The sequence below is a fragment of the Rhizobium phaseoli genome (assembly GCF_003985125.1).
Lineage (GTDB): Bacteria > Pseudomonadota > Alphaproteobacteria > Rhizobiales > Rhizobiaceae > Rhizobium > Rhizobium phaseoli.
The window spans coordinates 95,014-118,318 of sequence record NZ_ML133570.1; the positions used below are offsets into that span (position 1 = coordinate 95,014).

Genomic DNA, 23,305 nt, shown 5'->3' on the forward strand with positions numbered 1-23,305 from the left:
CGCCTTGAGGCGCTCTCCATCTCCTCAATTCCAGGCCCTCTCCATCGGGCTCTATTCTATCGGGAGTGAATGCACATGACAGTCAAGGTTGCCATCAATGGTTTCGGCCGCATCGGCCGTAACGTCCTCCGCGCTATCGTCGAATCCGGCCGGACCGACATCGAAGTCGTCGCCATCAACGACCTCGGCCCGGTCGAGACCAACGCCCACCTGCTGCGCTACGACTCGATCCACGGCAAGTTCCCCGCAAACGTCAAGGTCGAAGGCGACACGATCACCGTCGGCAACGGCAAGCCGATCAAGGTCACGGCGATCAAGGATCCGGCAACGCTTCCGCACCGCGAACTCGGCGTCGACATTGCCATGGAATGCACCGGCATATTCACTGCCCGCGACAAGGCCGCCGCCCATCTGACGGCCGGCGCCAAGCGCGTCATCGTCTCGGCTCCTGCCGACGGCGCCGACCTGACCGTCGTCTTCGGCGTCAACCATGACCAGCTCACCAAGGAGCACATGGTCATCTCCAACGCCTCCTGCACCACCAACTGCCTGGTGCCGGTTGTCAAGGTCCTCGATGATGCCGTCGGCATCGACCACGGCTTCATGACGACCATCCACTCCTACACCGGCGACCAGCCGACGCTCGACACGATGCACAAGGACCTGTATCGCGCCCGCGCAGCTGCCCTCTCCATGATCCCTACCTCGACGGGCGCCGCCAAGGCCGTTGGTCTCGTGCTGCCGCACCTCAAGGGCAAGCTCGACGGCACCTCGATCCGCGTTCCCACCCCGAACGTTTCGGTGGTCGACTTCAAGTTCGTCTCCAAGAAGGCGACCACGGTCGGCGAAATCAACGAAGCCATCAAGGCCGCCTCCAACGGCGCGCTGAAGGGCATCCTCGGCTACACCGACGAGCCGCTCGTCTCCCGCGACTTCAACCACGACAGCCACTCCTCGATCTTCGCGACCGATCAGACGAAGGTCATGGAAGGCAACTTCGTGCGCATTCTGTCCTGGTACGACAACGAGTGGGGCTTCTCCAGCCGCATGTCGGACACGGCCGTTGCCTTCGCCAAGCTGATCTGAGAGTCTGACGAACGACCAATCGCAAGCGGCCCGGGAAACCGGGCCGTTTTGTTATAGGCACCGCCCCGGATCAATTGCGAAAATCTGCTATGGTGCACCAAGCCCTGAGCCGCATTGCCGGCCGGGCAGATAGGGAGAGATGGATGGATTACTTTACCGTTGAGATCGCTGGCCGCGCCATTGCCAGCTTTCGCTCGAAAAACCATGAGGAAGCGACGCATTTCTTCGAGGCGGAGGATTTTCGCGACGACCTGACCATCCTCGAATCCGAAGGCAAGCCGCTCTGGGACCGCAAGGCAGCGCTCAGCCTGCGCAAGGCGACCGACGAGGAAGCCAGTGAAGTCGAGCACGCCTATGAATTCGATGACGATCCGCAACGGACCATCGACGACGAATTCGTCGTTTTCCTGGTTCCGGTCGAGGATCTGACCGACGAGAGCGAAGACGCCGAGGACTGACGGTCGCTCTACATCGTTTCCGGCTTTGAAAACCGCTTCGAAGCGAAAGGTCGGTGTGACCGCAATGATGGAATCGCAGGTTGGCAATCCGTTGGCCAAACGTGATAGATTGAGCGATGTTAAGATCCAAGCGGAGGCGATCAATGGCAGAGGCGCAAAAACGCTTGTCCCAGACCACCCTCAAGCGGCGGCGGCGGTTTCATCGGAAGCGGGACGTCCGACCTGCTGTGCTGGCGAAGGCTGATCGGCTGGTGATCCGGGTTGCCGCGGCCATCGGCCTTTCGTTTCTCGCCGTTATCATACTTCAGGCAGTGTTGGGATAGCGCCGATCCGCGGCTGTAATCCCTTCGTTCCCATCATTGGACAAGACGAAAGGGCCGCGTGAAAGCAGAAGCGTGCCCTATCCTGTCGCGGTTGCGGATACCCGCAGGAAAAATCGATCTTCCTGCCTTTCGCCCTGCTCTCGCCTGATTTTCCTATACATTCTTTATAGAGAATTTCTCCCGTAGCATTTCCGTGTCGGTCGCCGTCCGGTGGCTGTTCAGCAGCATGATGCAGCACGAGACGAGGTTAAGCCGCAAGGCCTACCCTTCTCTGCCGTTTTGCCGTTTACTGGATCGACGCGCGTGGTGGAGGGTGGAAATAGACGGATCGGCCGGGGGTGGCCGTATCCGCGAGGCAGTCGATGGAAAGGGGCGGGCATGGAAGCGTTCTATATCGTGGTGCTGGTTGCGACAGCGCTCGTGCTTCTAGCTGCTTTTTCGAGCCTGCTCGCTTTCCGCTTCGGCGCGCCGCTGCTGCTGCTGTTCCTGATGATCGGCCTTGCCGCCGGCGTCGATGGCCTCGGCATCGAGTTCAGCAACAACTACCTGGCCTATATTCTCGGCTCCATCGCGCTCGCCGTCATCCTGTTCGATTCCGGCTTCGGCACACCGATGCAGGCCTTTCGGCTGGCGGCCGTGCCTTCTCTCACGCTCGCCTCGGTCGGCGTGTTGATCACTGCCTCACTCTTTGCCGTCGCCGCCATGTGGCTGTTGAACTTCACCTGGCTGGAAGGTCTGCTGCTCGGCTCGATCGTGGCGTCGACGGACGCCGCCGCCGTCTTCTTCCTGCTGCGCATCGGCGGCATCAATATCCGTGACAAGGTGCGCTCGACGCTCGAAGTCGAATCCGGCACCAACGATCCGATGGCGATCTTTCTCACCATTGCCCTCGTCGAAGTGCTGGCGAGCGGCGAACGCTATGCCGGCATCAACATCAGCATGCTCGCCATGTTCGTGCAGCAGATGGGGCTCGGCGTGATCCTCGGCCTGCTCGGCGGCATGATGATCGTGCTGATCGTCAGCAGGCTCGATACCGATCGCGGCTTGACGCCGATCTTCGTGCTGGCGCTCGCCCTGCTCGTCTTCTCCTTCACCGGCGCGGTCGGCGGCAGCGGCTTCCTCGCCGTCTACGTCGCCGGCATCTATGCCGGAAACCGCAAGATGCAGGCAATCGGCACCATCAAGCGCTTTCAGGACGGCATGACCTGGCTGGCACAGATCATCATGTTCCTGGTGCTCGGCCTGCTCGCCACGCCGTCGCAATTCCCGGTGATCATCGTGCCGGCCATCCTGCTTGCCCTCTTCCTGATCTTCGTCGCCCGGCCGCTCGCCGTCTGGCTGTCGCTGCTTCCCTTCGACTACACGCAGCAGGAAATCGGCTTCGTCGCCTGGGTCGGTCTGCGCGGCGCCGTCTCCATCCTGCTTGCCATCATGCCGATCCTCGGCAAGCTGGAAAACGGCCAGATCTTCTTCAACACCGCCTTCATCATCGTGCTGGTCTCCCTGCTGGTGCAAGGCTGGACAATCAAACCCGTCGCCAAAAAGCTCGGCCTCATCATCCCCCCACGCATCGGTGCCGTCGACAAGGTCGAGGTCGATCTGCCGGGTGCTGCCAACCACGAACTGCTCTCCTATCGCGTCATCAAGGATAGTCCGGTGCTGCGCGGCGAGCGCATTCCGCGCTGGGCAACCCCCTCGCTTGTGATCCGCGACGGCAAATCGATGCGCTATCAATATGCCGGGCGGCTGCGCGAGAACGATCTCGTCTATCTCTTCATCGTGCCGAGCTACTCCCGCCTGCTCGACCGGCTGTTCGCCAGCCGTGCGCCCGTGGACGAAGACGATGCCGAATTCTTTGGTGCCTTCGCCCTCTCGCCTGCCCGCCCCGCCGCCGATCTCGACGCCGCCTACGGTCCCGGCCTGCTCAACGAATCCGAGAAGGGCCTGACGATCGCCGAATTGATGCGCCAGCGCCTCGGCGGCAAGGCCGATTATGCCGACCGCGTCCGCCTTGGCTCGATCATTCTCATCGTCCGCGATCTCGACGAGCACGACCACGTGACCTCAGTCGGCATGTCGCTCGAAGCGGTCGAACCGGCAATCACGCTGCCGATCTTCATCAATCTCAAGGACATCATCCAGCGCATCCGCGACCGGCTGAAGGGACGCCGAAGCCACGAAGCGGCCACCTCCGAGGGCGCGGCCAAAGCATCGGCCGGAGGGGAGGAAGCCAGACGCGAAAACGGCCGTTGAACGCCTTGCGTCTGAAATGATCCTTGCTATGGTCGGCGCAACTTCCGCCAACCAAGACTGGATCCTCCCCATGCCTGCATTCAAGACCCTCGACGATCTCACCGACATCAGCGGCAAGCGCGTGCTCGTCCGCGTCGACCTTAACGTTCCGGTCAAGGATGGCAAGGTCACCGATACGACGCGCATCGAGCGTGTGGCGCCGACGATCCTCGAATTGTCCGAGAAGGGCGCCAAGGTGATCCTGCTCGCCCATTTCGGCCGACCGAAGGACGGCCCTTCGCCGGATCTGTCGCTGTCGTTGATTGCCCCTTCCGTCGAGGAAGTGCTCGATCACGCCGTGGCGACGGCGTCCGACTGCACCGGCGAGGCCGCCGCCGCCGCCGTCGCCGCGATGAATGACGGGGATATCCTGCTTCTGGAAAACACGCGCTTCCACAAAGGCGAGGAAAAGAACGATCCCGACTTCACCAAGGCGCTTGCCGCCAACGGCGATATTTATGTCAACGACGCCTTCTCCGCCGCTCACCGCGCCCATGCCTCGACCGAGGGCCTTGCCCATCACCTGCCGGCCTATGCCGGGCGCACCATGCAGGCCGAGCTGGAAGCGCTGGAAAAAGGCCTCGGCGCCCCGGTCCGCCCGGTGGTCGCAATTGTCGGCGGCGCCAAGGTCTCGACCAAGATCGACCTCCTGATGAACCTCGTCAAGAAGGTCGACGCGCTCGTAATCGGCGGTGGCATGGCCAACACCTTCATCGCCGCCCGCGGCACCAATGTCGGCAAGTCGCTCTGCGAACATGATCTCGCCGAGACCGCCAAGCAGATCATGATCGAGGCCGCGACTGCAGGCTGCGCCATCATCCTGCCGGAAGACGGTGTGGTCGCCCGCGAATTCAAGGCGGGTGCGGCCAGCGAGACGGTCGATATCAACGCTATTCCCGCCGATGCCATGGTGCTCGACGTCGGGCCGAAATCGGTCGAGGCTATCAACGCCTGGATCGAGCGCGCCGCAACGCTCGTCTGGAACGGTCCGCTCGGCGCCTTCGAAATCGAGCCCTTCGATACCGCAACCGTCGCTGCCGCGAAATATGCCGCTGAGCGCACCGCAGCCGGAAAGCTGACCTCGGTTGCCGGTGGCGGCGACACCGTCTCGGCGCTCAACCATGCCGGCGTTGCCGACGATTTCACCTATGTCTCGACCGCCGGCGGCGCCTTTCTGGAATGGATGGAAGGCAAGGAACTTCCCGGCGTCGCCGTCCTCAACGCCGCCGGATAAGACCCAGCGCCTCGGCGCGAAAGACGCATTCGGCGTCGCACCTTGCTATAGGGGGGTGCGGCGCCGCAAAGCCAATTTGGCAGGTTTTACATGTGGATAGACCGCGGTGGCGAGAAGCCTTCCGCGGTCTTTTGCTCAAGGGCTGAAAAAAATCCCATTTTTTCAAACGATTGAATTGATTTCAATCGTTTCAATGACTTAGCCTTCCATTTTCCTCCCTATAAACTTCTGTTATCGCCGTCCTATATTCTTAAACCGCCATGTTTAACGCTGTGGAGAGATCGAATGAGCGAACGACTGGAAGACATTGCAGTGCAGATGGTTGCGGGCGGCCGGGGACTGCTTGCCGCCGATGAATCGACCTCCACCATCAAGAAGCGTTTCGACACGATCAACCTCGAATCGACCGAAACCAGCCGCCGCGACTACCGCGAGATGCTCTTCCGCTCCGACGAGGCGATGAAGAAATATATTTCCGGCGTCATTCTCTTCGAAGAGACGCTCTACCAGAAGGCTGCCGACGGCACGCCGTTCGTCGACATCATCCGCGCTGCCGGTTCCATTCCCGGCATCAAGGTCGATACCGGCGCCAAGCCTATGGTCAAATTTCCCGGCGAAACCATCACCGAAGGCCTCGACGGTCTTGGCGAACGCCTTGCCAAATATTATGAAGCCGGCGCCCGTTTTGCCAAATGGCGCGGCGTCATCGCCATCTCGTCCTCGCTGCCGACCCGCGGCTCGGTCCGCGCCAACGCTCAGGCACTCGCTCGCTATGCGGCTCTCTGCCAGGAAGCCAAGATCGTGCCGATCGTCGAGCCGGAATGCCTAATGGACGGCAAGCCGGGCGACCACAACATCGACCGCTGCGCCGAAGTGACTGAATCCACCCTGCGCATCGTTTTCGAGGAACTGGCCGAAGCTCGCGTCAGCCTCGAAGGCATGATCCTGAAGCCGAACATGGTCATCGACGGCAAGAACGCCCGCAAGGCATCGGTCGAGGAAGTTGCCGAGCGCACCGTCCAGGTGCTGAAGCGCACGGTTCCGTCTGCGGTTCCCGGCATCGCTTTCCTCTCCGGCGGCCAGACCACGGAAGAGGCGACCGCGCATCTTTCCGCGATCAATGGTTTTGACCTGCCCTGGCTCGTCACCTTCTCCTATGGCCGCGCCCTGCAGGACAGCGCCCTCAAGGCCTGGAACGGCAAGCCGGAAAATGTCGCCGCCGGCCAGCGCGAATTCACCCACCGCGCCGAGATGAACAGCCTCGCCGCCAAGGGCAACTGGAAGAAAGACCTGGAACAGGCCGCCTGATTGTGGACTTGGGATCCGGGCGGGAGCGGCGAACCAGCGTTGCCGCTCGCGCCCGGTCCCCTCGCCTCCCTCATTCCTATGCTCGTCACAGGAATGAGGAGACTGGAGAGACCCCGTCCTCCCCATCGCCACCGGGGAAGTTGCGTGGTCAACAAGTGCGTCCGCGTAAGACGCTTCCCCTCTCATTGTCACGGCGACAAGAAACCGCTTCATTCCCTTAAAAACCATGCTTACTCATAGCGGCCTGCCACAAACAGGAGCCGCCATGAACACCCTCTCCTACCTCACCGTCGACGTCTTCACCTCCACTCGCTTCGAGGGCAATCCGCTTGCCGTCATTTCCGATGCCCGGGGCTTGAGCGATGCGGCGATGCAGAGGATCGCCACCGAGTTCAACTATTCCGAAGTCACCTTCGTCCTGCCGCCGGAAGATCCGCGGAATTCGGCCCACGTGCGCATCTTCACCCCGACGATGGAAATCCCCTTCGCCGGCCATCCGAATGTCGGCACCGCCTTTGTGCTCGGGCAGCAGGCAGAACTCTTCGGCAGACCGGTCGGTGAAAAATTGCGCTTCGAGGAAAAGGCCGGCATCGTCGAAGTCGATTTGAAACGCAGCGGCGGAAAGGTCACGGCCGCCGCCATCCGCGCGCCGCAGCCGCTGACGGTCGGCGATACCATTGCCGAGGAAACCGTTGGCCGTTGCATCTCTCTCGATCCGGGCGTCATCGTCACCACTACCCACGCGCCGGTCTTTGCCTCGGTCGGTCTGAACTTCGCCGTCGCCGAATTGAAGGGGCTGGAAAGCCTGGCCGCCGCCCGCCCGAACCTTGCCGGTTTCCAAGCAGCCGCAGGCCGTCAGACGACGAGCGGCCACGACTTTTCGCTCTTCGTCTATGCCAGGTCGGCGGATAATCCATGGAACATTCGCGCCCGCATGTTCGCGCCCCTCGACAATGTGCCCGAGGACCCGGCAACCGGCAGCGCTTCGGCCGCCCTCGGCGCCTATCTGGTGTCGCTCGCGCCGGACGCCGATATGGATGTCCGCATCACCATCGAACAAGGCGTCGAAATGGGCCGCCGCAGCATCATTGCCCTCGATGTCGTGAAATCCGGCGGGATCGTCACCGATGTTGTCATCTCGGGACGCTGCGTTTCCGTCATGCGCGGAGAAATCATCCTGCAGGACTGACGGTCCCGCAAGGAGTGCGGGCTCACATCAGGAAGTCGCGCGACAAAAGCGCCAATGCCCAGACGCCGAAGGCGATCAGCGCGATCTTCCAGAAATCCATGCGCCGCCGGAGGCCGGGAAAGCCGAGCGGCTTGATCACCTGTATCGCCATGGCAAGGATGAGCAGCAAGGCTATCAGCTTTGTCATGCTTTATTTTTTCCATTTTTCGGAATGTCACAGGACGGACATTTTTCCGCGCGAACACAGGATCCGACACGCCGTAAAGAGATTCCGGGGCACAATCAATCATCTTGAGGCCGGGCAGACGCAGGTCTTGCCTTATGTCCGTTTACAATCGCTGAGACCGAGTCTGGGGAAATGAAGAGAAATCTGTTGTCCGTCGCCGCGTTGCTCTTTGGCACGCTCTTCCTTTTCATGGGCAACGGCTTGCAGGGCATCCTGCTTCCGGTGCGTGGCAATCTCGAAGGCTATGCGACGACGACGCTCGGCCTGCTTGGCACCTCATGGGCCGCGGGTTTCGTCATCGGCTGCCTGGTGGCGCCGAAACTGGTGCGCCGCGTCGGCCATGTGCGCGCCTTCTCCGGCTTCATCTCGATTATCGCCATCATCGCGCTGGTGAGTGGCATCATCATCCATCCCGTCTGGTGGGTGGTGCTGCGCGCCGTCACTGGCTTCTCCACCGCCGGCACGTCGATGATCATCGAAAGCTGGCTGAACGAGCGCGCCAGCAACGAGAGCCGCGGTGCGATCTTCTCGCTCTATATCGGCATCACATTGCTCGGCGTTGTCGGCGGCCAGATGATGATCCCGCTCGAAGATGTGCGCACGCCGGTGCTGTTCATGATCTGCGGCATCTTCTATTGCATCGCCATGCTGCCGACCACGCTTTCGACCGCCGCCTCGCCGCAGCCGCTGAAGGCCGTGCGCCTCGACCTGCCGGCGCTCTACCGCAATTCGCCTGTCTCCTGCCTCGGCATCCTGCTCGTCGGTATCGCTAACGGTGCTTATGGCACGCTGGGCGCCGTCTTCGGCGCCGGCGCCGGTCTTTCCGACACCAGCATCGCCATCATGATGAGCGCCACCATCTTCGCCGGCGCTATGATGCAGTTGCCGGCTGGCCGGCTTTCCGATCGGATCGACCGGCGTTACGTGCTCGCCGCCATGTCGGCGATCGCGGCGCTCGCCGGCCTGCTGATCTTCATGCTCCATCCGACATCGCCCGCCTTGCTGATCGGGCTGGTTGTCCTCTACGGCGCGGTGGCCAATACGCTCTACCCGATCGCCGTCGCTCACGCGAACGACTTCGCGGCATCGGAGGATTTCGTCAAGGTCTCCGGCGGCCTGCTCCTCCTCTACGGCATCGGCACCGTCATCGGCCCGACGCTCGGCGGCCCCGTGATGTCGGCGATCACCCCGCATGCGCTTTTCCTGGTCACCGCCGTCGCCCATGTGCTGATCACCGGTTATGCCATTGTCAGAAGCCGCATCCGCGCTGCCGTCCCGGCCAGCGACCGCGATGCCTATACGACGATCCCGACCGGCACATCGCCGATGCTGACGCCGGAAAGCATGTCGCTGGCCGATCGCGGCACCGGCAAGTCTCCCGAAAGCGGCGATCCTGCTGTAAAGTTCGGATAGAGCGCCCCGCAGAACTGCGCTGCGGTTTTTTCCGTGACTCATCAACGGGAGGCTCAGGACATGGGTGGTTTAGGCCGGATCGGCCTAGATTTCCCTTCCGCATCAACCGTATTTTTCGCCATCATGCTGCCTGCAGCAAAAGGAGGAGAACCGATGAGCTTTATCGATGACGACCGGCCGCAGAAGAAAACCGCCCATGAGATCGGCACCGATCTCTCCATGCTTTCCGTGGATGAGCTGAAGGCGCGGGTGGAATTGCTGAAGAGCGAGATTGCCCGCGTGGAAGCCGAGGTCGCCCGCAAGGCCTCCGGACGACAGGCGGCGGAAAGCTTCTTTCGATCGTGACCGGCAAAAACGTCAGAAAACAAGACCATGGCTGGCAAAATGAGTCAGCCTCAAGTCTTCATTCAGCACAGTGTTAATAAAATATTAAGCTTTATAAGGTATTACTATATTCATCCAGATTTTCTCTGGGTCTCAGACAGTTTTCCACGCGGTGAATTGGTCTGATTTTTCTCCCTGTTTTACCTTGAGAGCCGCTTTTGCGGCTCTTCTTTTTGCTGCAGCCGGCGCATTTCCATGAAACTGTGGAGATTAACCCTTTCTTAAGAAACGGCTTGCGCATTTGCGCTAATGATACCATCTTAAAGTCATAAAGACCGGGCTCGGAAACTTTTCCGTCGGCGCCGGCGTTACCTGACCATAAGTAGCTGCGTGCAACAGGGACTATTGCGATGTCGGAAGTTGGATTGAACACGATCAGTTTTGCAGGCCGCGCGGCTGCATCCTCGCAGTTCAAGGCGCTTTATGCCGAAGGCATGTCGCTGGTCGAGGAGACCGCCGCCTATCTCGACGGCCAGGGCCGCGCAGCCTCCAAGGTTCTGCCGCGCATGGCGTCCGTCCTCTACGCCGCGGAATCGATGCGGCTGACCACCCGACTGATGCAGATGGCCTCCTGGCTGCTGCTGCAGCGCGCCGTCAACAACGGCGAGATGTCCCGCGATCAGGTATTGGCTGAGAAGAACAAGGTTCGCCTCGACGGCTTCAACGTCGACCGCGCCGCACCGGGCTGGGGCGATCTGCCGGAATCTTTCCGCGATCTCGTCGAGCGCTCCTTGCGCCTGCAGAACCGCATCGCCCTGCTGGACCGCGAAATCTATCGCCCGGCCGAAGCGGTGATCGTCCACGACAATCAGAACAGCGTCCAGGCCCAGCTTTCCCTGCTGCAGACGGCCTTCGGAAACAACTGAGCGATCTGACATAATTCCATTTGAACCGGCTGCGCATTGCGCGGCCGGTTTTTTATTTGCTGCGCCGCCGTACCAACCGGCAGACGCAAAAAAGCCCGGCAGAACCGGGCTCTTTTCGAATTCCGTCGAGCAGAAGCGATTACAGGCCGAGGCCGCCGAAACGCTTGTTGAACTTGGAAACGCGGCCACCGCGGTCCATCAGCTGCTGGTTGCCGCCGGTCCAGGCGGGGTGCGACTTGGAATCGATTTCGAGGTTCATGACAGCGCCTTCCGAACCCCAGGTCGAGCGGGTTTCGTATTCGGTGCCATCGGTCATGACTACCTTGATCATGTGATAGTCGGGATGGATGCCTGCCTTCATAACAATCTTCCTGCGATACCGGAGTTCAAATTGCCGCATGCAGTTGCGGCCACCGAACCGATTGAATAAATGAAGCCGCAGTCGTGATGGCTACGGCTTCCCATTAGGATGGCGTGCCTATACATGAAGGACGCCGGGATAACAAGAGCCAACAGGCCGCATAAGCGGGTCCTGAAGGCGATCGGAGACGATTTGGCAGAACAGGCACAGGCTGGGGAAAACAAAAGGCGGTCGCTGCGTCCGCTTGGGCGGTTGACGCCTTATCTCATGCGCTACCGAGGCATGGTGGCCGGAGCGCTGATTGCACTGGCGCTTGCCGCCATCACCTCGCTGGCGCTGCCGCTCGCCGTGCGCCGCATGATCGACCATGGCTTCACCCAGTCCGACGGCAGCTTCATCAACAGCTACTTCGCCATGCTGATGGTCATGGCCGTCGTGCTCGCGATCGCCAGCGCACTGCGCTATTATTTCGTCATCACCATCGGCGAACGCATCGTTGCCGATCTTCGCCGCGACGTCTTTGCCCATGTGACGCGGCTGTCGCCCTCCTTCTTCGACGTCAACCAGTCCGGCGAAATCGTCTCGCGGCTGACTGCCGACACGACGCAGATCAAGTCCGCCGTCGGCGCCACTGCCTCGGTAGCGCTCAGGAACCTCATCCTCTGTCTCGGCGCCATGGGCATGATGGTCGTCACCTCGCCGAAGCTTTCGAGCCTCGTCATCGGGGCGATCCCGCTGATCGTCTTCCCGCTCGTCGCCTTCGGCCGCTCGGTGCGCAGGCGTTCCCGCGCCGCCCAGGATACCCTTGCCGAAGCCTCCGCCTTCGCCAACGAGACGATCGCCGCGACCCGCACAGTGCAGGCCTTCAATGGCGAGGATGCTGCAGCGACGCGCTACGGCGGCGCCGTCGAATCTGCCTATGAGGCTGCTCGCGCCGCCATCCGCTCGCGTGCCCTGCTGACGGGCATCGCCATCACGCTGATCTTCGGCAGCGTCGTCGCGGTCTTGTGGGTCGGCGCTCACAGCGTCCTTGCCGGCACCCTTTCGGCCGGCACGCTCGGCCAATTCCTGCTCTACGCCGTCATATCAGCCGGGTCGCTCGGCGCGCTGTCCGAGGTCTGGGGTGAACTCTCGCAGGCGGCCGGCGCTGCCGATCGGCTGACAGAGCTTCTCGACGAGGTCTCCCCGATCGCCGCCCCCGCCAGCCCGGAAGCACTTCCTTCGCCCGGTCGCGGCCGCGTCGAATTTGCCGGCGTGCATTTCGCATACCCCTCGCGCCCCGGCAAATCGGCATTGCACGGCTTAAGCTTTGCGATCACCCCCGGGGAAACCGTCGCCATCGTCGGCCCGTCCGGCGCCGGCAAGAGCACCGTCTTTTCGCTGTTGCTGCGCTTTTACGACCCGCAGCAGGGCACCGTCACCATCGACGGCGTCGACGCCCGGCTGACGACACCGGACGAATTGCGCCAACGCATCGCCATCGTGCCGCAGGATGTCACCATCTTCGCCGCTTCGATCCATGACAACATCGCCTTCGGCCGACCCGGTGCCTCGCGCGACGAGGTTCGCGCCGCGGCGATTGCCGCCCAGGCCGACGAATTCATCGCCCGGCTGGACAAGTGCTACGAGACCGAGGTCGGCGAGCGCGGCATCACCCTCTCCGGCGGTCAGCGCCAGCGCATCGCCATCGCCCGCGCCATCCTGAAGAACGCGCCCCTGCTGCTGCTCGACGAGGCAACCTCGGCGCTCGATGCCGAAAGCGAGACGCTGGTGCAGAAGGCGCTCGACGGGCTGGTCGATGGCCGCACGACGCTGGTCATCGCCCATCGTCTGGCAACAGTGCTGAAAGCCGATCGCATTCTCGTCATGGACCAGGGCCGCGTCATCGAGGAAGGCACGCATCAGAGTCTGATCCGCCAGGGCGGCATCTATGCCCGACTCGCACGGCTGCAATTCGATGCCGCCAACGAGGATGTACTCGCCCCGGCGAAATAGCCGGGCGCGCACTTTTCCTGCAGACCGCGACGAAAGTCTGAAAATCCTGCCGCCCTCCTGCGGTTGTCTTTCGCATCCCCCGCCCTACCCTCTTCATGCCCCTGGGTAGGGGATGGCTGTTGAAATCCTTGGGAGGAGATAGGAATGGCGCTTTCCAACATGAAGCGACGGACGAGCCTTGCGCTCGGCTTCGGCGTGCTTGCGGCTCTTGCGCTCGGCACGTCTGCCGGCGCTGCGGATTTTCCCGATCGTGCAATCACCATGGTCGTGCCCTTTGCGGCCGGCGGCTCGACCGATGTCGTCGCCCGTATCGTCGCGCAGAAGATGTCGGAAGATCTTGGCCAGCAGGTGATCGTCCAGAACGTCGCCGGAGCCGGCGGCAATCTCGGCGCCGGCAACGTCGCCCGCGCTGAACCTGATGGTTACACCATTCTGATGGGCACGGTCGCGACCCACGCGCTCAATCCGCTGATCCTCAAGTCAACACCCTATGATCCCGAGAAGGATTTCGCTCCGGTCTCGCTGCTCGTCATCGTGCCGAACGTGCTCGTCGTCAATCCGGAACTGTCGGCAAAGACCGTGCCGGAACTGATCGCGCTGCTGAAGGCCGAACCTGATAAATACAGCTACGCCTCCTCGGGCAATGGCACGCCGCTGCATCTTTCCGGCGAACTGTTCAAGAGCATGGCCGGCGTCAGCATGCAGCACATCCCCTATAAGGGCGCCGGACCGGCCTTGAACGACGTCATCGGCAACCAGGTGCCGATCATGTTCGATAACCTGCCCTCGTCGTCCAGCCACATCAAGGCGGGCACGCTAAGGGCGCTGGCGGTGACGACAGCCGAGCGCGCGCCCTCCTTCCCCGACATTCCGACGATCGCGGAGTCGGGAATTCCGGGCTATGAGACCTATACCTGGAACGCTCTCTTCGCTCCGGCCAAGACGCCGAACGAAGTTGTGATGCGCCTCAACGCCTCCGCCAAAAAAGCGCTCGCCGACCCCGCCGTCGCCGAGCGGATGAAGGAATTCAGCGCCACCATTGTTGGCTCGACGCCGGAGGAACTCGCTGCCCATGTGAAAGCCGAGCTCGCCAAATGGGGGCCGGTCGTCAAGGGCGCGAACATCCAAATGGAATGACGCCGGCCGCGTCCGCCGCACGTCACGCGTCTTGCATTCAATGGAAACCATGCCGCTGGACGCTGTCGCGCGGCATGTCTTTGGCGCACAGGAAAAGCGCGCCGACCTGGCGCATCATGCTTTGCGAAAATCGATGACGATTTTCGGGGCCGGTGCATCGGGCAGCTCAATCTCATTAAGGTAGTGGAAAAGCTCGCCATTTTGATCTAGCCTCCTTGATGCTGATGGTGCAATTCAGCGTTTCGGGAGACATCCATGTACAAATTCGAAGTTTACAAGGATAAGGCCGGCGAATTCCGCTTCCGCTTCAAGGCATCGAACGGGGAAACCATGTTCCTGTCCGAAGGCTACAAGGCGAAGGCCTCGGCCATGAGTGCCATCGAATCCATCAAGAAGAACACGCCCGGCGCCGACGTCGTCGATCAGACGAAGGCCGAAGCCTGAGCAGGAAGGCACGGGCGGCGTGAGCGCCGCCCTGCTTTTTTTCGCGCCCGTGAGCCGCGCGGGTCTCTTGAGCCCGGCTCATCTGCTTTAGGATTTCCGGCGCCGTTTTCATTTTCAAGTTTTTTCAAAACCATGTCGAAACGACCGCCGCTCGCGCCTCATTGTCTCGGAACGGCTGAGCCGCTCCACCAGGCATAGTGGCTTTCGTCGGCTGCCTGGAGCAACGCCAACAACGAGATCAGGAGTTTTCCATGCAATATGCTCTCATCATTCGCGAAGCCCCCGAGGATTTTGCCCGCCGCAGCGATCCTGCCTATCGCGACGGTTGGGTCGCCTACAGCAAGGCGCTGGCGCAGGCCGGAATCATGACCGGCGGCGCCGGCCTGACGGCCCCCGAGACAGGCACGATCCTGCGCCGCAAAGGCGAGGACCACGATGTCCAGGACGGTCCCTATCCGGAGGGCAAGGAACAGCTCGGCGGCTTCTATCTGATCGAGGTCCCTGATATGGACACCGCGCTGGAATGGGCGACCCGCGTTCCGATCTCCGACAAGGGCTCGGTCGAGGTGCGCCCGCGCCTGCAGATGTGAGGCGGCAATGTCCGCCGATGTCGGACGCGCCGCCGAACAGGTGGCGCGTCAGTCCTATGGCAAGCTGATCGCCTTTCTCGCCGCCCGCTCGCGGGACGTGCCGGCGGCGGAAGACGCTTTGTCGGAGGCGCTGGCTTCGGCCCTTCGCGTCTGGCCGGAGCGCGGCATTCCCGATAAGCCGGACGCCTGGCTGCTGGTGGCGGCGCGCCGCAACCTCATGCAGTCGGCCCGCCATCGCACCGTCGAGGCCAACGCACGAACGACGATATCGCTCGCCCTCGAAGAAGCGGAGGAGCGCATGAACGAGGCCGGCAGTTCCGTTTTTCCCGATGAGCGGCTGAAGCTGCTCTTTGCCTGTACCCACCCTGCCATCGACAGCTCCGTGCATACGGCGCTGATGCTGCAGACGGTTCTCGGCATCGAGGCGAGAACCATCGCACGGGCCTTCGTCGTCTCGCCGCAGGCGATAAGCCAGCGGCTGGTGCGGGCCAAGGTGAAGATCCGTGATGCCGGTATTCCCTTCACCGTTCCGCCTCGGCCCGCCCTGCCGGAGCGGCTGGCCGCCGTGCTTTCGGCGATCTACGCTGCTTACGGCCTCGGATGGGATGGCCTTGACGGCGAGGAGGCGCACCAGTCGCTCGCCGCCGAAGCGATCTGGCTCGGCCGCGCGCTTCTGGCGGTGCTGCCGGACGAGCCGGAAGCGATGGGTCTCCTCTCGCTGATGCTTCACTGCGAAGCCCGCAGTAATGCCCGACGCTGCGGCGAGGGTCGATATGTGCCGCTGGACGAGCAGGATACGGCCCTCTGGAACGTGAAGATGATCGCTGAGGCAGACGCGCTGCTGCGCAAGGCCGGGGGCTTCGAGCGTTTCGGACCTTTTCAGTGTCAGGCGGCAATTCAATCCGTGCATGCGGCGCGCCGCCTTTCCGGATCGACCGACTGGCAGGCGCTGACGACGCTCTATGCCGCGCTGCTGGTGATGAAGCCGACGCTCGGCGCACGCGTCGCCGAGGCGGCGGTAATCGGCAGGGCCTCAAGTGCTGCCGAAGGCCTCATCCGGCTCGACAGGATCGATCCGCGCGCCATCGCGACCTATCAGCCCTACTGGGCCGTGCGTGCCTTTCTTCTGGCACGGGCCGGCGACAATCCCGCCGCGGCTGACGCTTACGCGACGGCGATCGGCCTCAGCGACAGTCCCGCCGTTCGCGCTTTTCTCGCCGACAGGCTCGAGGAGTCGCGGCGGACAATATCAAGCTGATTATTTCTCGGTCAGCTTCAGCTCGATGCGGCGGTTGGTGGCGCGTGCATCCGGCGCATCGCCGGGCGCGATCGGCTGGAACTCGCCGAAGCCGGCGGCAACGAGCCGGTCGGCCGGCACGCCTTGGCCGATCAGGAACTTGACGACCGACGTCGCACGCGCCGAGGAAAGCTCCCAATTGTCGCGATAGCGGCCTGTTCCGGCAAGCGGCACATTGTCGGTATGGCCGTCGACACGCAGTACCCAGTTGATCTCAGGCGGAATTTCCTTGGCGAGGTCGAGCAGGGCGGTGGCAAGCTTCGCCATCTCCGTCTGCCCCTCCGGGTTGAGTTCGGCACCGCCCGAGGGAAACAGCACCTCCGATTGGAAAACGAACCGGTCGCCGACGATGCGGATATTCTCGCGGTCCGAAAGGATCTCGCGCAAGCGGCCGAAGAAATCTGAACGATAGCGGTTCAGCTCCTGCACACGCGCGGCGAGCGCAACATTGAGACGGCTGCCGAGGTCGGCGATCTTGGTCTGCGAGACCCGATCCTTCTCCTCCGACGCCTGCAGGGCTGCTTCGACGGCGGCGATCTGGCTGCGAAGCGCTGCGATCTGCTGGTTCAGCAGCTCGACCTGGCTGAGGGCCCGTTCGCTCACCTGCTTCTGCTCGTCGAGTTCCTGCGTCATCGCGCCGATCCGCTTCTGAGCGGCATCCTGGCCGCCCGAGCCGGCGCTCAGCAGCGCCTGCAGCCGTGAGCGCTCGCCTTCGGCGTTGGCAAGCGAAGCCTGCAGATTGGCGACTGAGTCCTGCAGATCCTGGTTGCTGCCTTTTTCGAGCGCCAGAAGCTGGGTGAGCTCGTTGATCTGGCTGTTGAGGCGATTGAGCACCTCGTCTCGCCCCGTAATCTCGCGGCTGAGAATGAACTGCCCGACGACGAACACCGTCAGCACGAACATGATCGAGATGAGCAGCGTCGATAGCGCATCGACGAAACCCGGCCAATAGTCGACCGTGCGTTCGCGGCGGCGGTTGCGGGCAAGAGCCATGGCTTACTTGCCCTCGCTCTTCTCTGTGTGGCTTGCGCGGTCGCGGTGGCGTTCGGGTTTCTCACCGGCCCGCTCCTGCAAGCCGATGCGTTCGGCCAGCCGATCGAGCGTGCGGCGCATTGCCTTGGCCTCGTCCTGCTGTGCCTCGATCCAGTCGCGCAACATCTGCTGCTCGTTGCGCATGTTCTTGACCAGTCCCTGGATGCCTTCGGCAAGGCTCGCCATGGCGGCAACCGAGCGCTGGCTGCCGACACCCCCTTCTTCGGAGGCCTTGCGCAGATATTCGGAGAGCGCACGCATGTCCTCCGACGACGAACCGGACACGGCGTCGAGTGCTGGCGCAAGGTCGGAGCCGACATCGGTAACGGAGGAGAGCCAGTTTTCCAGCTCCATGTAGAAGCGGTTCTGCGCGCGGCCGGCCTGCAGGTCGAGGAAGCCGAGAATGAGCGAACCGGAAAGGCCGAGCAGCGAGGATGAGAAGGCCTGGCCCATGCCCGAAAGCGGCGTGGACAGCCCTTCCTTCAGTGCCGAAAGCACGTCCCCCGTGCCGTTCGAGCCGGCATCGAGCGACTGGATGACGCTGCTGATCGAACCGATCGTGCCGATGAGGCCCCAGAACGTACCGAGCAGGCCGAGGAAAACCAGCAGGCCGATCAGGTAGCGCGAGACGTCGCGCGATTCATCGAGGCGGGTCGCGATCGAATCGAGGATCGAACGCAGCGCCGTCGTCGACAGCGCCAACGAGGTCTTGCGATTGCCGATCAGTGCCCGCATCGGCGCCAAAAGCCGCGGATTGCGATTGACCTTGTCGGCACTGCCGGCGGCGCGGAAGGAGTTGAACCAGCGCACTTCGGGGCGAAGCGCCAGCACGTGACTGAAAACAAGGATGATGCCGACCGCGAGAACCCCGACGATCAGGCCGTTGAGGCCCGGATTGTGCATGAAGGCGGTCTGCGTCTGCCGGAAGAGGATGGCGGCAATGAACCCGACGATGACGAGGAAAAGCAGCATCGTCCAGAGGAAGGGCATCGGGCTCGAAAGCCTGTAGGCATAACCGCCCGGCGTCTTTTCGGTGGAGCCGAGCTCCGCCACATTCACATTTTCCATAGGTTCAGCAGCCTCCGAACTCATTGCTGGCGGAGACTAGAGCAACATTGTGCCGAATTGAAGTATCCGGAGGCGAAAACCGTGACTTTACAACAGCCGCGTTTTCTCCCGCCTACTTGGCGGGAATCGGTCGCTTGATAACCTCGATCAGCGCTTTGTGGATGTGTTCGTTGCCGGCGACGATCGCGCCACCCTCCAGAATGGCCGCTCCGCCGTCCCAATCGCTGGCAAAGCCGCCGGCTTCGCGGATGAGCAGGATGCCCGCCGCCATGTCCCAGGGCGCAAGCTCCGCTTCCCAGAAACCATCGAAACGTCCGGCGGCAACATAGGCGAGATCAAGCGTCGGCGAGCCCAGACGGCGAATGCCCGCCACTTCGCCCATCACGTGGCGAAGCTCGACCAGGAATTTGCCGTGATTGCGCTTGCCGAGCGCCGGCACGCCACAGCCGATGACGCAATCCGACAGCACGCGGCGCGCAGCGACGCGCAGGCGCCGGTCGTTGAGGAAGGCGCCGCCGCCGCGCTCGGCAGTATAGAGTTCGTCGGTCGCCGGGTTGAAGACGACGGCCGCAACGATCTCGCCGTTGCGTTCGAGCGCGATCGAGACGGCGAAAGCCGGGATACCGTGCAGGAAGTTGGTGGTGCCGTCGAGCGGATCGACAATCCAGCGATGCGCGCCGTCGGTGCCCTTGATCTCCTCGCTCTCCTCACCGAGGAAACCATAAGTCGGGCGCGCCTTGAGCAGCTCTTCCCGAACGATCTTTTCGGCCTTGCGGTCGGCGGCGGAAACGAAGTCGCCCGGCCCCTTCACCGAAACCTGCAGGTTCTGCACTTCGCCGAAATCACGCCCCAGCGATTTTCCTGCCTTGAGGGCAGCCTGAACCATGACATTGAGAAGAGCTGAACGGGCCATCGGCACATTTCCTTGGGACTGATACGGGACGCGCGCTGCCAGGGGCGGGAATTGTCCCTGAACATGCATGACAGGCAGCGCTGCAAAGATTGGCGGCCTCAAGACCACAAAATCACGGAAATTTCAAGGGGACGCACGCATGGCTGCAGAGCAATCGCTTCAGCGTTGGAAATTGCCGTGGCGTGGAGCGGTAGGATTGTGATTCATGAGGCACTTCGAGCGACGGAGCCGTTCATGCCAGCCTCTGCCGCATCTTCACGTGCCATTTCCGATCATTTCGGCGCTTTTCGATCCTCGGCAATGTTGGCGGGTGGTTTGACCGTGGCCGGAGATTCTGCTGCTCGTGCTGTGTGCCGTACGCACTTACTTCCCGGAAGGATTCCTCTCATCAATTCGCGAAAAGGCAGCGAGAACAGTGCGCTCAGACTGCGTTAGGTAAGCCTCGAGCGCCGCGGAAGCCTCAGCCGTCATCCCAGCTTCGAGCTTTTCGACTATCGCCGCATTCAGGTCGACATAGGGTGCGTGCAACAGCTCCGGATCGGCGAGCAGACCGAAGCTAAGGCGTAGTTCTGCGGCGATCTGAGCGTAGAAGGCATTCAGCCGCTGACTGTCAGCAAGATCGACGATCGCTGCGTGAAAGACCATGTTCTGGCTGCCGACCGTGCCCCAATCTTTGTCGCTGCGCGCGGCCCTAGCCCGCTCAACAGCCAAGCGCATTCTCGCTACCGCCGGATGATTGGGATAGGCCTTGGCGAGCGCTTGGCATTCGATCGTGCGGCGCACCCGGTAAATGTCGATGATCGAGGCCACGCTGGGCGTGGCGACGAAGACGCCACGATTATGCTCGTGCCGCAAAAGGCCTTCCTTGGTCAGAAGTCGGAAGGCCTCGCGCAACGAATTGCGAGACACATCCATGCCGACGCTGAGCGCCGCCTCGGAGAGGCGCTGACCGGGCTTCAATTCGCCCGCAATCAGCTTGTCGCGGAGCTCCTCCGCCAGCCGCGGCGCAAGCGCCAATGTGGTATCCTGCTCAGTCATCGAAACCCCTATGCACGCACACGGACCAAACATCCGCCCGTGTGGCGATCGATATAGCGGTTCTCGCCCCATGGGGACAATGGCTGCACGACGCGACCAGGCAGATCGCAGCCACGTAACGACCGGAAGGCGGCAGGCAAGGCTACACCGCGGTCCAAATCTGCGCAAAATAAGGCATTTTCGTGCCCAATCACATACCAGATCGCTCAACATATGCACATTTCCTTTGAACGATACAAATAAAATCGTTGAACAATCTTGACATAATTGTCGAACAAGACGACGCTAGCCCTGTCGATAATCAAGTGGGCCGACCCGGGGGAGTTCAGGGCCGTCCACACATAAGGAGAGGTTTCTTGGAACAGCCAGCTATTTCGTCCACCGGCATCGCATCGCCCGTGCCGTCTGGAATATCGGTCAAGTCGCGCCGCTCGGCTCTGATGGCCGCCATCTTCCTGATGTCGATGTCTGCCGTCGGCCCCGGCTTCATCACTCAGACCGCCACATTCACCGTCAAGCTGGGCGCGGCCTTTGCCTTCGGCATTATCGTTTCGATCCTGATTGACTTCATCGTCCAGGCAAACATCTGGCGGATCGTCACCATCACCCGCATGCGCGCCTCCGATATCGCCAATGCGGCGATACCCGGCTCCGGCTATCTCCTCGCCGCCCTCGTCATCATTGGTGGACTGTTCTTCAATATCGGCAACATCGGCGGAGCTGGCCTCGGCTTCAACGCGATGATCGACCTCGATCCGAAGATCGGCGGCCTGATCGGCGCGCTCGCGGCGATCGGTATTTTCCTGTCGCGGCGCGCGGGCGTGGCCATGGATCGCGTGGTCTATGTGGCAGCCTTCATCAAACTCGCTCTTATTCTTTATGCGACAATCGTATCAGGTCCGCCCATCGCCGAAGCCCTGCGCCAGACCGTCCTGCCCGACGTCATTGATTTCGCGACGATCACGACGATCGTCGGCGGCACTGTTGGCGGTTACATCACCTATGCCGGGGCGCATCGCCTGCTGGACAAGGGCACGGTTGGCGTTGAAAATCTCGGCGCTGTGAACAGGGCAGCATTGAGCGGCATCGCGATCACCGGCATGCTTCGCTATATTCTCTTCCTCGCCGTCCTCGGTGTCGTCGCAAGTGGTGCCGTCATTGACCTGTCGGGCAAAGCCGCAAATCCGGCCGGCCAAGCGTTTCATGCAGCTGCAGGCGATATCGGCTTGCGTCTATTCGGCGCAGTCTTCCTTGCCTCGGCGATGACAAGCATCATCGGCGCTGCCTACACGTCGGTCTCCTTCCTGACGGCGTTCAAGAAGGATATGTCGGAGCGGCAGCGCAACTTCGCCACCGTCGGCTTCATTGCCATCTCTCTAATCGCCTACATGCTGATCACCACCCCGCCGGCCGCCATGCTGGTCTTTGTGGGCGGATTGAACGGCCTCGTCCTGCCGGTCGGCCTGTCGATCTTCATGTATGCGGTCTGGGCTCGTTCCGATCTGTTGGGCGGGTATCGTTATCCGCGCTGGCTCCTGGTGCTGGGCGTACTGACGTGCGTGCTCACCTGGTATATGGGCTACAAGTCGATCGGCCCGATCTTCGCTCTGCTGACAGCTGCTTGAGGAGAACAGACATGACTGCCATCGATCTGAACAGCGACCTCGGCGAAAGCTATGGCGCCTGGGGCATGGGTGATGATGCGGCGATGCTTGCCGTCATTTCCAGCGCCAATGTCGCCTGCGGCTTCCATGCCGGCGATCCGCGCGGCATCCTGAAGACCGTCCGGGCAGCCACTGAAAAAGGTGTGTCGATCGGGGCGCATGTCTCATACCCGGATCGCGTCGGCTTCGGCCGGCGCGACATGGACGTCGCACACGACGAACTGATCGCCGACGTCATTTACCAGATCGGCGCGTTGAAAGGCATTGCCGCAGCGGCCGGCGTCACCGTCGGCTACGTCAAGCCGCATGGTGCGCTTTACAACCGCATTGCCCACGATCCGAAACAGGGCCAGGCGGTGATCGACGGCATCAAGGCCGTGGACCCCTCGCTGGTCCTGATGGGATTGGCCGGCGCACCCATTCTGGAATTCGCGCGGAAGTCCGGCCTTCAGGTCATTGCCGAAGCTTTCGCCGATCGTGCCTACACGCCCGACGGTCAGCTTGTCTCGCGCCGCGACACAGGCGCGGTCCTGCATGATCCGCAGGTCATCGCCCAGCGCATGCTGCAGCTTGCCAACGAGGGCACGTTGGAGGCTATTGACGGTTCGACCATCCGGATCGACGCGCAATCGATCTGCGTACATGGCGACAGTCCCGGTGCCGTTGCCATCGCCCGGGAAATTCGTCGCGCCTTCGAAGCCGCCGGCATCACTGTCCGCTCATTCCTATCCGCCTGATCAGGCGTCCACGGGAGGAACATCGTGATCGCCATCGACCATCTTCGCCACGTCAATGTCGAATCGGCGCGCACCGCCAGCGTGCGCTGTCGCGCAGTGGACCCGGGCTCACACGCAACACTTCTGGCGCCGGGGCCGACCTGCGCAAGGATTTGCCGCTCTACCGCATCTGGCGTGCCTTTTGCCATCACCCATGCGCCGGGGCATATGTTCGTCACTAATATCCCTGATTCAGCCTATCACGCCTGAG

23 protein-coding genes and 1 pseudogene are annotated in these 23,305 nt (G+C 62.1%); 18 read left to right on the forward strand and 6 right to left on the reverse strand.

Features of this window, described 5'->3' with window-relative positions; translation table 11 throughout:
* Positions 1-75 precede the first annotated feature (75 nt).
* The 7 genes from gap (at position 76) to EFD56_RS12355 (ending at position 7,890) form a co-directional block, all read left to right on the forward strand.
* Entirely contained in the window at positions 76-1,086 is a 1,011-nt protein-coding gene (gap, locus tag EFD56_RS12325; RefSeq protein ID WP_126905383.1) for a type I glyceraldehyde-3-phosphate dehydrogenase, read from the forward strand.
* Positions 1,087-1,229: 143 nt separating this feature from the next.
* On the forward strand, positions 1,230-1,544 hold the full coding sequence (locus tag EFD56_RS12330) for a hypothetical protein (RefSeq protein ID WP_126905384.1): 315 nt from the start codon (positions 1,230-1,232) through the stop codon (positions 1,542-1,544).
* Between the two features lie 143 nt (positions 1,545-1,687).
* A complete protein-coding gene (locus EFD56_RS12335; RefSeq protein WP_126905385.1) occupies positions 1,688-1,867 on the forward strand; it encodes a hypothetical protein in 180 nt (59 codons plus the stop codon).
* Between the two features lie 378 nt (positions 1,868-2,245).
* On the forward strand, positions 2,246-4,120 hold the full coding sequence (locus tag EFD56_RS12340; RefSeq protein ID WP_126905386.1) for a potassium/proton antiporter: 1,875 nt from the start codon (positions 2,246-2,248) through the stop codon (positions 4,118-4,120).
* A gap of 70 nt (positions 4,121-4,190) precedes the next feature.
* The gene (locus EFD56_RS12345) at positions 4,191-5,393 is read left to right on the forward strand and encodes a phosphoglycerate kinase (protein ID WP_170965683.1); all 1,203 of its coding nucleotides are present in this window, start codon (positions 4,191-4,193) and stop codon (positions 5,391-5,393) included.
* Between the two features lie 285 nt (positions 5,394-5,678).
* Positions 5,679-6,701 (forward strand): class I fructose-bisphosphate aldolase, encoded by a 1,023-nt coding sequence (locus tag EFD56_RS12350; RefSeq protein WP_037118104.1) that lies wholly within the window; start codon positions 5,679-5,681, stop codon positions 6,699-6,701.
* 265 nt (positions 6,702-6,966) lie between these two features.
* Positions 6,967-7,890: a PhzF family phenazine biosynthesis protein gene (locus EFD56_RS12355; protein WP_126905387.1), complete on the forward strand. Its 924-nt coding sequence runs from the start codon at positions 6,967-6,969 to the stop codon at positions 7,888-7,890.
* A 22-nt stretch (positions 7,891-7,912) separates the two neighbouring features.
* Here the strand turns inward: EFD56_RS12355 and EFD56_RS32595 are convergent, their stop codons facing one another.
* Complete coding sequence (locus EFD56_RS32595) at positions 7,913-8,077, reverse strand: hypothetical protein (protein ID WP_012485131.1); 165 nt, start codon at positions 8,075-8,077, stop codon at positions 7,913-7,915.
* Between the two features lie 171 nt (positions 8,078-8,248).
* On the opposite strand from EFD56_RS32595, the gene EFD56_RS12360 reads away from it, so the two are divergent.
* From EFD56_RS12360 to rcdA, 3 genes are all read left to right on the forward strand, one after another.
* The gene (locus EFD56_RS12360) at positions 8,249-9,529 is read left to right on the forward strand and encodes an MFS transporter (RefSeq protein ID WP_004679449.1); all 1,281 of its coding nucleotides are present in this window, start codon (positions 8,249-8,251) and stop codon (positions 9,527-9,529) included.
* A gap of 153 nt (positions 9,530-9,682) precedes the next feature.
* On the forward strand, positions 9,683-9,874 hold the full coding sequence (locus EFD56_RS12365; RefSeq protein ID WP_126905388.1) for a DUF1192 domain-containing protein: 192 nt from the start codon (positions 9,683-9,685) through the stop codon (positions 9,872-9,874).
* A 389-nt stretch (positions 9,875-10,263) separates the two neighbouring features.
* Positions 10,264-10,779: a protease adaptor protein RcdA gene (gene rcdA / locus EFD56_RS12370; RefSeq protein WP_004679442.1), complete on the forward strand. Its 516-nt coding sequence runs from the start codon at positions 10,264-10,266 to the stop codon at positions 10,777-10,779.
* A 139-nt stretch (positions 10,780-10,918) separates the two neighbouring features.
* On the opposite strand, the gene rpmE is transcribed toward rcdA, so the two are convergent.
* A complete protein-coding gene (gene rpmE, locus EFD56_RS12375) occupies positions 10,919-11,140 on the reverse strand; it encodes a 50S ribosomal protein L31 (RefSeq protein ID WP_003566413.1) in 222 nt (73 codons plus the stop codon).
* A 192-nt stretch (positions 11,141-11,332) separates the two neighbouring features.
* Here rpmE and EFD56_RS12380 point away from each other — a divergent pair, with 192 nt between their 5' ends.
* The 5 genes from EFD56_RS12380 (at position 11,333) to EFD56_RS12400 (ending at position 16,564) form a co-directional block, all read left to right on the forward strand.
* Positions 11,333-13,135: an ABC transporter transmembrane domain-containing protein gene (locus EFD56_RS12380; RefSeq protein WP_126905389.1), complete on the forward strand. Its 1,803-nt coding sequence runs from the start codon at positions 11,333-11,335 to the stop codon at positions 13,133-13,135.
* Between the two features lie 144 nt (positions 13,136-13,279).
* Positions 13,280-14,272, forward strand: a complete 993-nt coding sequence (locus EFD56_RS12385) for a Bug family tripartite tricarboxylate transporter substrate binding protein (protein WP_126905390.1) — start codon at positions 13,280-13,282, stop codon at positions 14,270-14,272.
* Positions 14,273-14,527: 255 nt separating this feature from the next.
* Positions 14,528-14,716 carry a YegP family protein gene (locus EFD56_RS12390; protein ID WP_012485137.1) on the forward strand — a complete coding sequence of 63 codons (189 nt, stop codon included), beginning with the start codon at positions 14,528-14,530 and terminating at the stop codon, positions 14,714-14,716.
* Between the two features lie 251 nt (positions 14,717-14,967).
* A complete protein-coding gene (locus tag EFD56_RS12395; RefSeq protein WP_012485138.1) occupies positions 14,968-15,306 on the forward strand; it encodes a YciI family protein in 339 nt (112 codons plus the stop codon).
* Positions 15,307-15,313: 7 nt separating this feature from the next.
* Positions 15,314-16,564: an RNA polymerase sigma factor gene (locus tag EFD56_RS12400; protein ID WP_126905391.1), complete on the forward strand. Its 1,251-nt coding sequence runs from the start codon at positions 15,314-15,316 to the stop codon at positions 16,562-16,564.
* Here EFD56_RS12400 and EFD56_RS12405 read toward each other — a convergent pair whose 3' ends face one another.
* The 4 genes from EFD56_RS12405 to EFD56_RS12425 form a co-directional block, all read right to left on the reverse strand.
* Complete coding sequence (locus tag EFD56_RS12405) at positions 16,565-17,596, reverse strand: peptidoglycan -binding protein (RefSeq protein WP_126905392.1); 1,032 nt, start codon at positions 17,594-17,596, stop codon at positions 16,565-16,567.
* Positions 17,597-17,599: 3 nt separating this feature from the next.
* Positions 17,600-18,703 (reverse strand): MotA/TolQ/ExbB proton channel family protein, encoded by a 1,104-nt coding sequence (locus tag EFD56_RS12410; RefSeq protein WP_037118095.1) that lies wholly within the window; start codon positions 18,701-18,703, stop codon positions 17,600-17,602.
* A gap of 112 nt (positions 18,704-18,815) precedes the next feature.
* Positions 18,816-19,616: an inositol monophosphatase family protein gene (locus tag EFD56_RS12415; RefSeq protein WP_012485142.1), complete on the reverse strand. Its 801-nt coding sequence runs from the start codon at positions 19,614-19,616 to the stop codon at positions 18,816-18,818.
* A gap of 363 nt (positions 19,617-19,979) precedes the next feature.
* Entirely contained in the window at positions 19,980-20,654 is a 675-nt protein-coding gene (locus tag EFD56_RS12425; RefSeq protein WP_126905393.1) for a GntR family transcriptional regulator, read from the reverse strand.
* Positions 20,655-21,010: 356 nt separating this feature from the next.
* Between EFD56_RS12425 and EFD56_RS12430 the strand changes: the two genes are divergently transcribed.
* The 3 genes and pseudogenes from EFD56_RS12430 to EFD56_RS12440 all read left to right on the forward strand — a co-directional run.
* Positions 21,011-22,279 (forward strand): NRAMP family divalent metal transporter, encoded by a 1,269-nt coding sequence (locus EFD56_RS12430; RefSeq protein WP_126905394.1) that lies wholly within the window; start codon positions 21,011-21,013, stop codon positions 22,277-22,279.
* 11 nt (positions 22,280-22,290) lie between these two features.
* Positions 22,291-23,055: a LamB/YcsF family protein gene (locus tag EFD56_RS12435; RefSeq protein WP_126905395.1), complete on the forward strand. Its 765-nt coding sequence runs from the start codon at positions 22,291-22,293 to the stop codon at positions 23,053-23,055.
* Positions 23,056-23,217: 162 nt separating this feature from the next.
* Positions 23,218-23,304 (forward strand): annotated as a pseudogene (locus EFD56_RS12440) (DUF1445 domain-containing protein); the annotation flags it as partial.
* Position 23,305: the final 1 nt, after the last annotated feature.

What these genes read in the sequence shown, in the direction of transcription:
- gap (WP_126905383.1), top strand. Translation starts at nt 76, where the DNA reads ATGACAGTCAAGGTTGCCATCAATGGTTTCGGCCGCATCGGCCGTAAC.
- EFD56_RS12330 (WP_126905384.1), top strand. Translation starts at nt 1,230, where the DNA reads ATGGATTACTTTACCGTTGAGATCGCTGGCCGCGCCATTGCCAGCTTT.
- EFD56_RS12335 (WP_126905385.1), top strand. Translation starts at nt 1,688, where the DNA reads ATGGCAGAGGCGCAAAAACGCTTGTCCCAGACCACCCTCAAGCGGCGG.
- EFD56_RS12340 (WP_126905386.1), top strand. Translation starts at nt 2,246, where the DNA reads ATGGAAGCGTTCTATATCGTGGTGCTGGTTGCGACAGCGCTCGTGCTT.
- EFD56_RS12345 (WP_170965683.1), top strand. Translation starts at nt 4,191, where the DNA reads ATGCCTGCATTCAAGACCCTCGACGATCTCACCGACATCAGCGGCAAG.
- EFD56_RS12350 (WP_037118104.1), top strand. Translation starts at nt 5,679, where the DNA reads ATGAGCGAACGACTGGAAGACATTGCAGTGCAGATGGTTGCGGGCGGC.
- EFD56_RS12355 (WP_126905387.1), top strand. Translation starts at nt 6,967, where the DNA reads ATGAACACCCTCTCCTACCTCACCGTCGACGTCTTCACCTCCACTCGC.
- EFD56_RS32595 (WP_012485131.1), bottom strand. Translation starts at nt 8,077, where the DNA reads ATGACAAAGCTGATAGCCTTGCTGCTCATCCTTGCCATGGCGATACAG.
- EFD56_RS12360 (WP_004679449.1), top strand. Translation starts at nt 8,249, where the DNA reads ATGAAGAGAAATCTGTTGTCCGTCGCCGCGTTGCTCTTTGGCACGCTC.
- EFD56_RS12365 (WP_126905388.1), top strand. Translation starts at nt 9,683, where the DNA reads ATGAGCTTTATCGATGACGACCGGCCGCAGAAGAAAACCGCCCATGAG.
- rcdA (WP_004679442.1), top strand. Translation starts at nt 10,264, where the DNA reads ATGTCGGAAGTTGGATTGAACACGATCAGTTTTGCAGGCCGCGCGGCT.
- rpmE (WP_003566413.1), bottom strand. Translation starts at nt 11,140, where the DNA reads ATGAAGGCAGGCATCCATCCCGACTATCACATGATCAAGGTAGTCATG.
- EFD56_RS12385 (WP_126905390.1), top strand. Translation starts at nt 13,280, where the DNA reads ATGGCGCTTTCCAACATGAAGCGACGGACGAGCCTTGCGCTCGGCTTC.
- EFD56_RS12390 (WP_012485137.1), top strand. Translation starts at nt 14,528, where the DNA reads ATGTACAAATTCGAAGTTTACAAGGATAAGGCCGGCGAATTCCGCTTC.
- EFD56_RS12395 (WP_012485138.1), top strand. Translation starts at nt 14,968, where the DNA reads ATGCAATATGCTCTCATCATTCGCGAAGCCCCCGAGGATTTTGCCCGC.
- EFD56_RS12400 (WP_126905391.1), top strand. Translation starts at nt 15,314, where the DNA reads ATGTCCGCCGATGTCGGACGCGCCGCCGAACAGGTGGCGCGTCAGTCC.
- EFD56_RS12405 (WP_126905392.1), bottom strand. Translation starts at nt 17,596, where the DNA reads ATGGCTCTTGCCCGCAACCGCCGCCGCGAACGCACGGTCGACTATTGG.
- EFD56_RS12410 (WP_037118095.1), bottom strand. Translation starts at nt 18,703, where the DNA reads ATGGAAAATGTGAATGTGGCGGAGCTCGGCTCCACCGAAAAGACGCCG.
- EFD56_RS12415 (WP_012485142.1), bottom strand. Translation starts at nt 19,616, where the DNA reads ATGGCCCGTTCAGCTCTTCTCAATGTCATGGTTCAGGCTGCCCTCAAG.
- EFD56_RS12425 (WP_126905393.1), bottom strand. Translation starts at nt 20,654, where the DNA reads ATGACTGAGCAGGATACCACATTGGCGCTTGCGCCGCGGCTGGCGGAG.
- EFD56_RS12435 (WP_126905395.1), top strand. Translation starts at nt 22,291, where the DNA reads ATGACTGCCATCGATCTGAACAGCGACCTCGGCGAAAGCTATGGCGCC.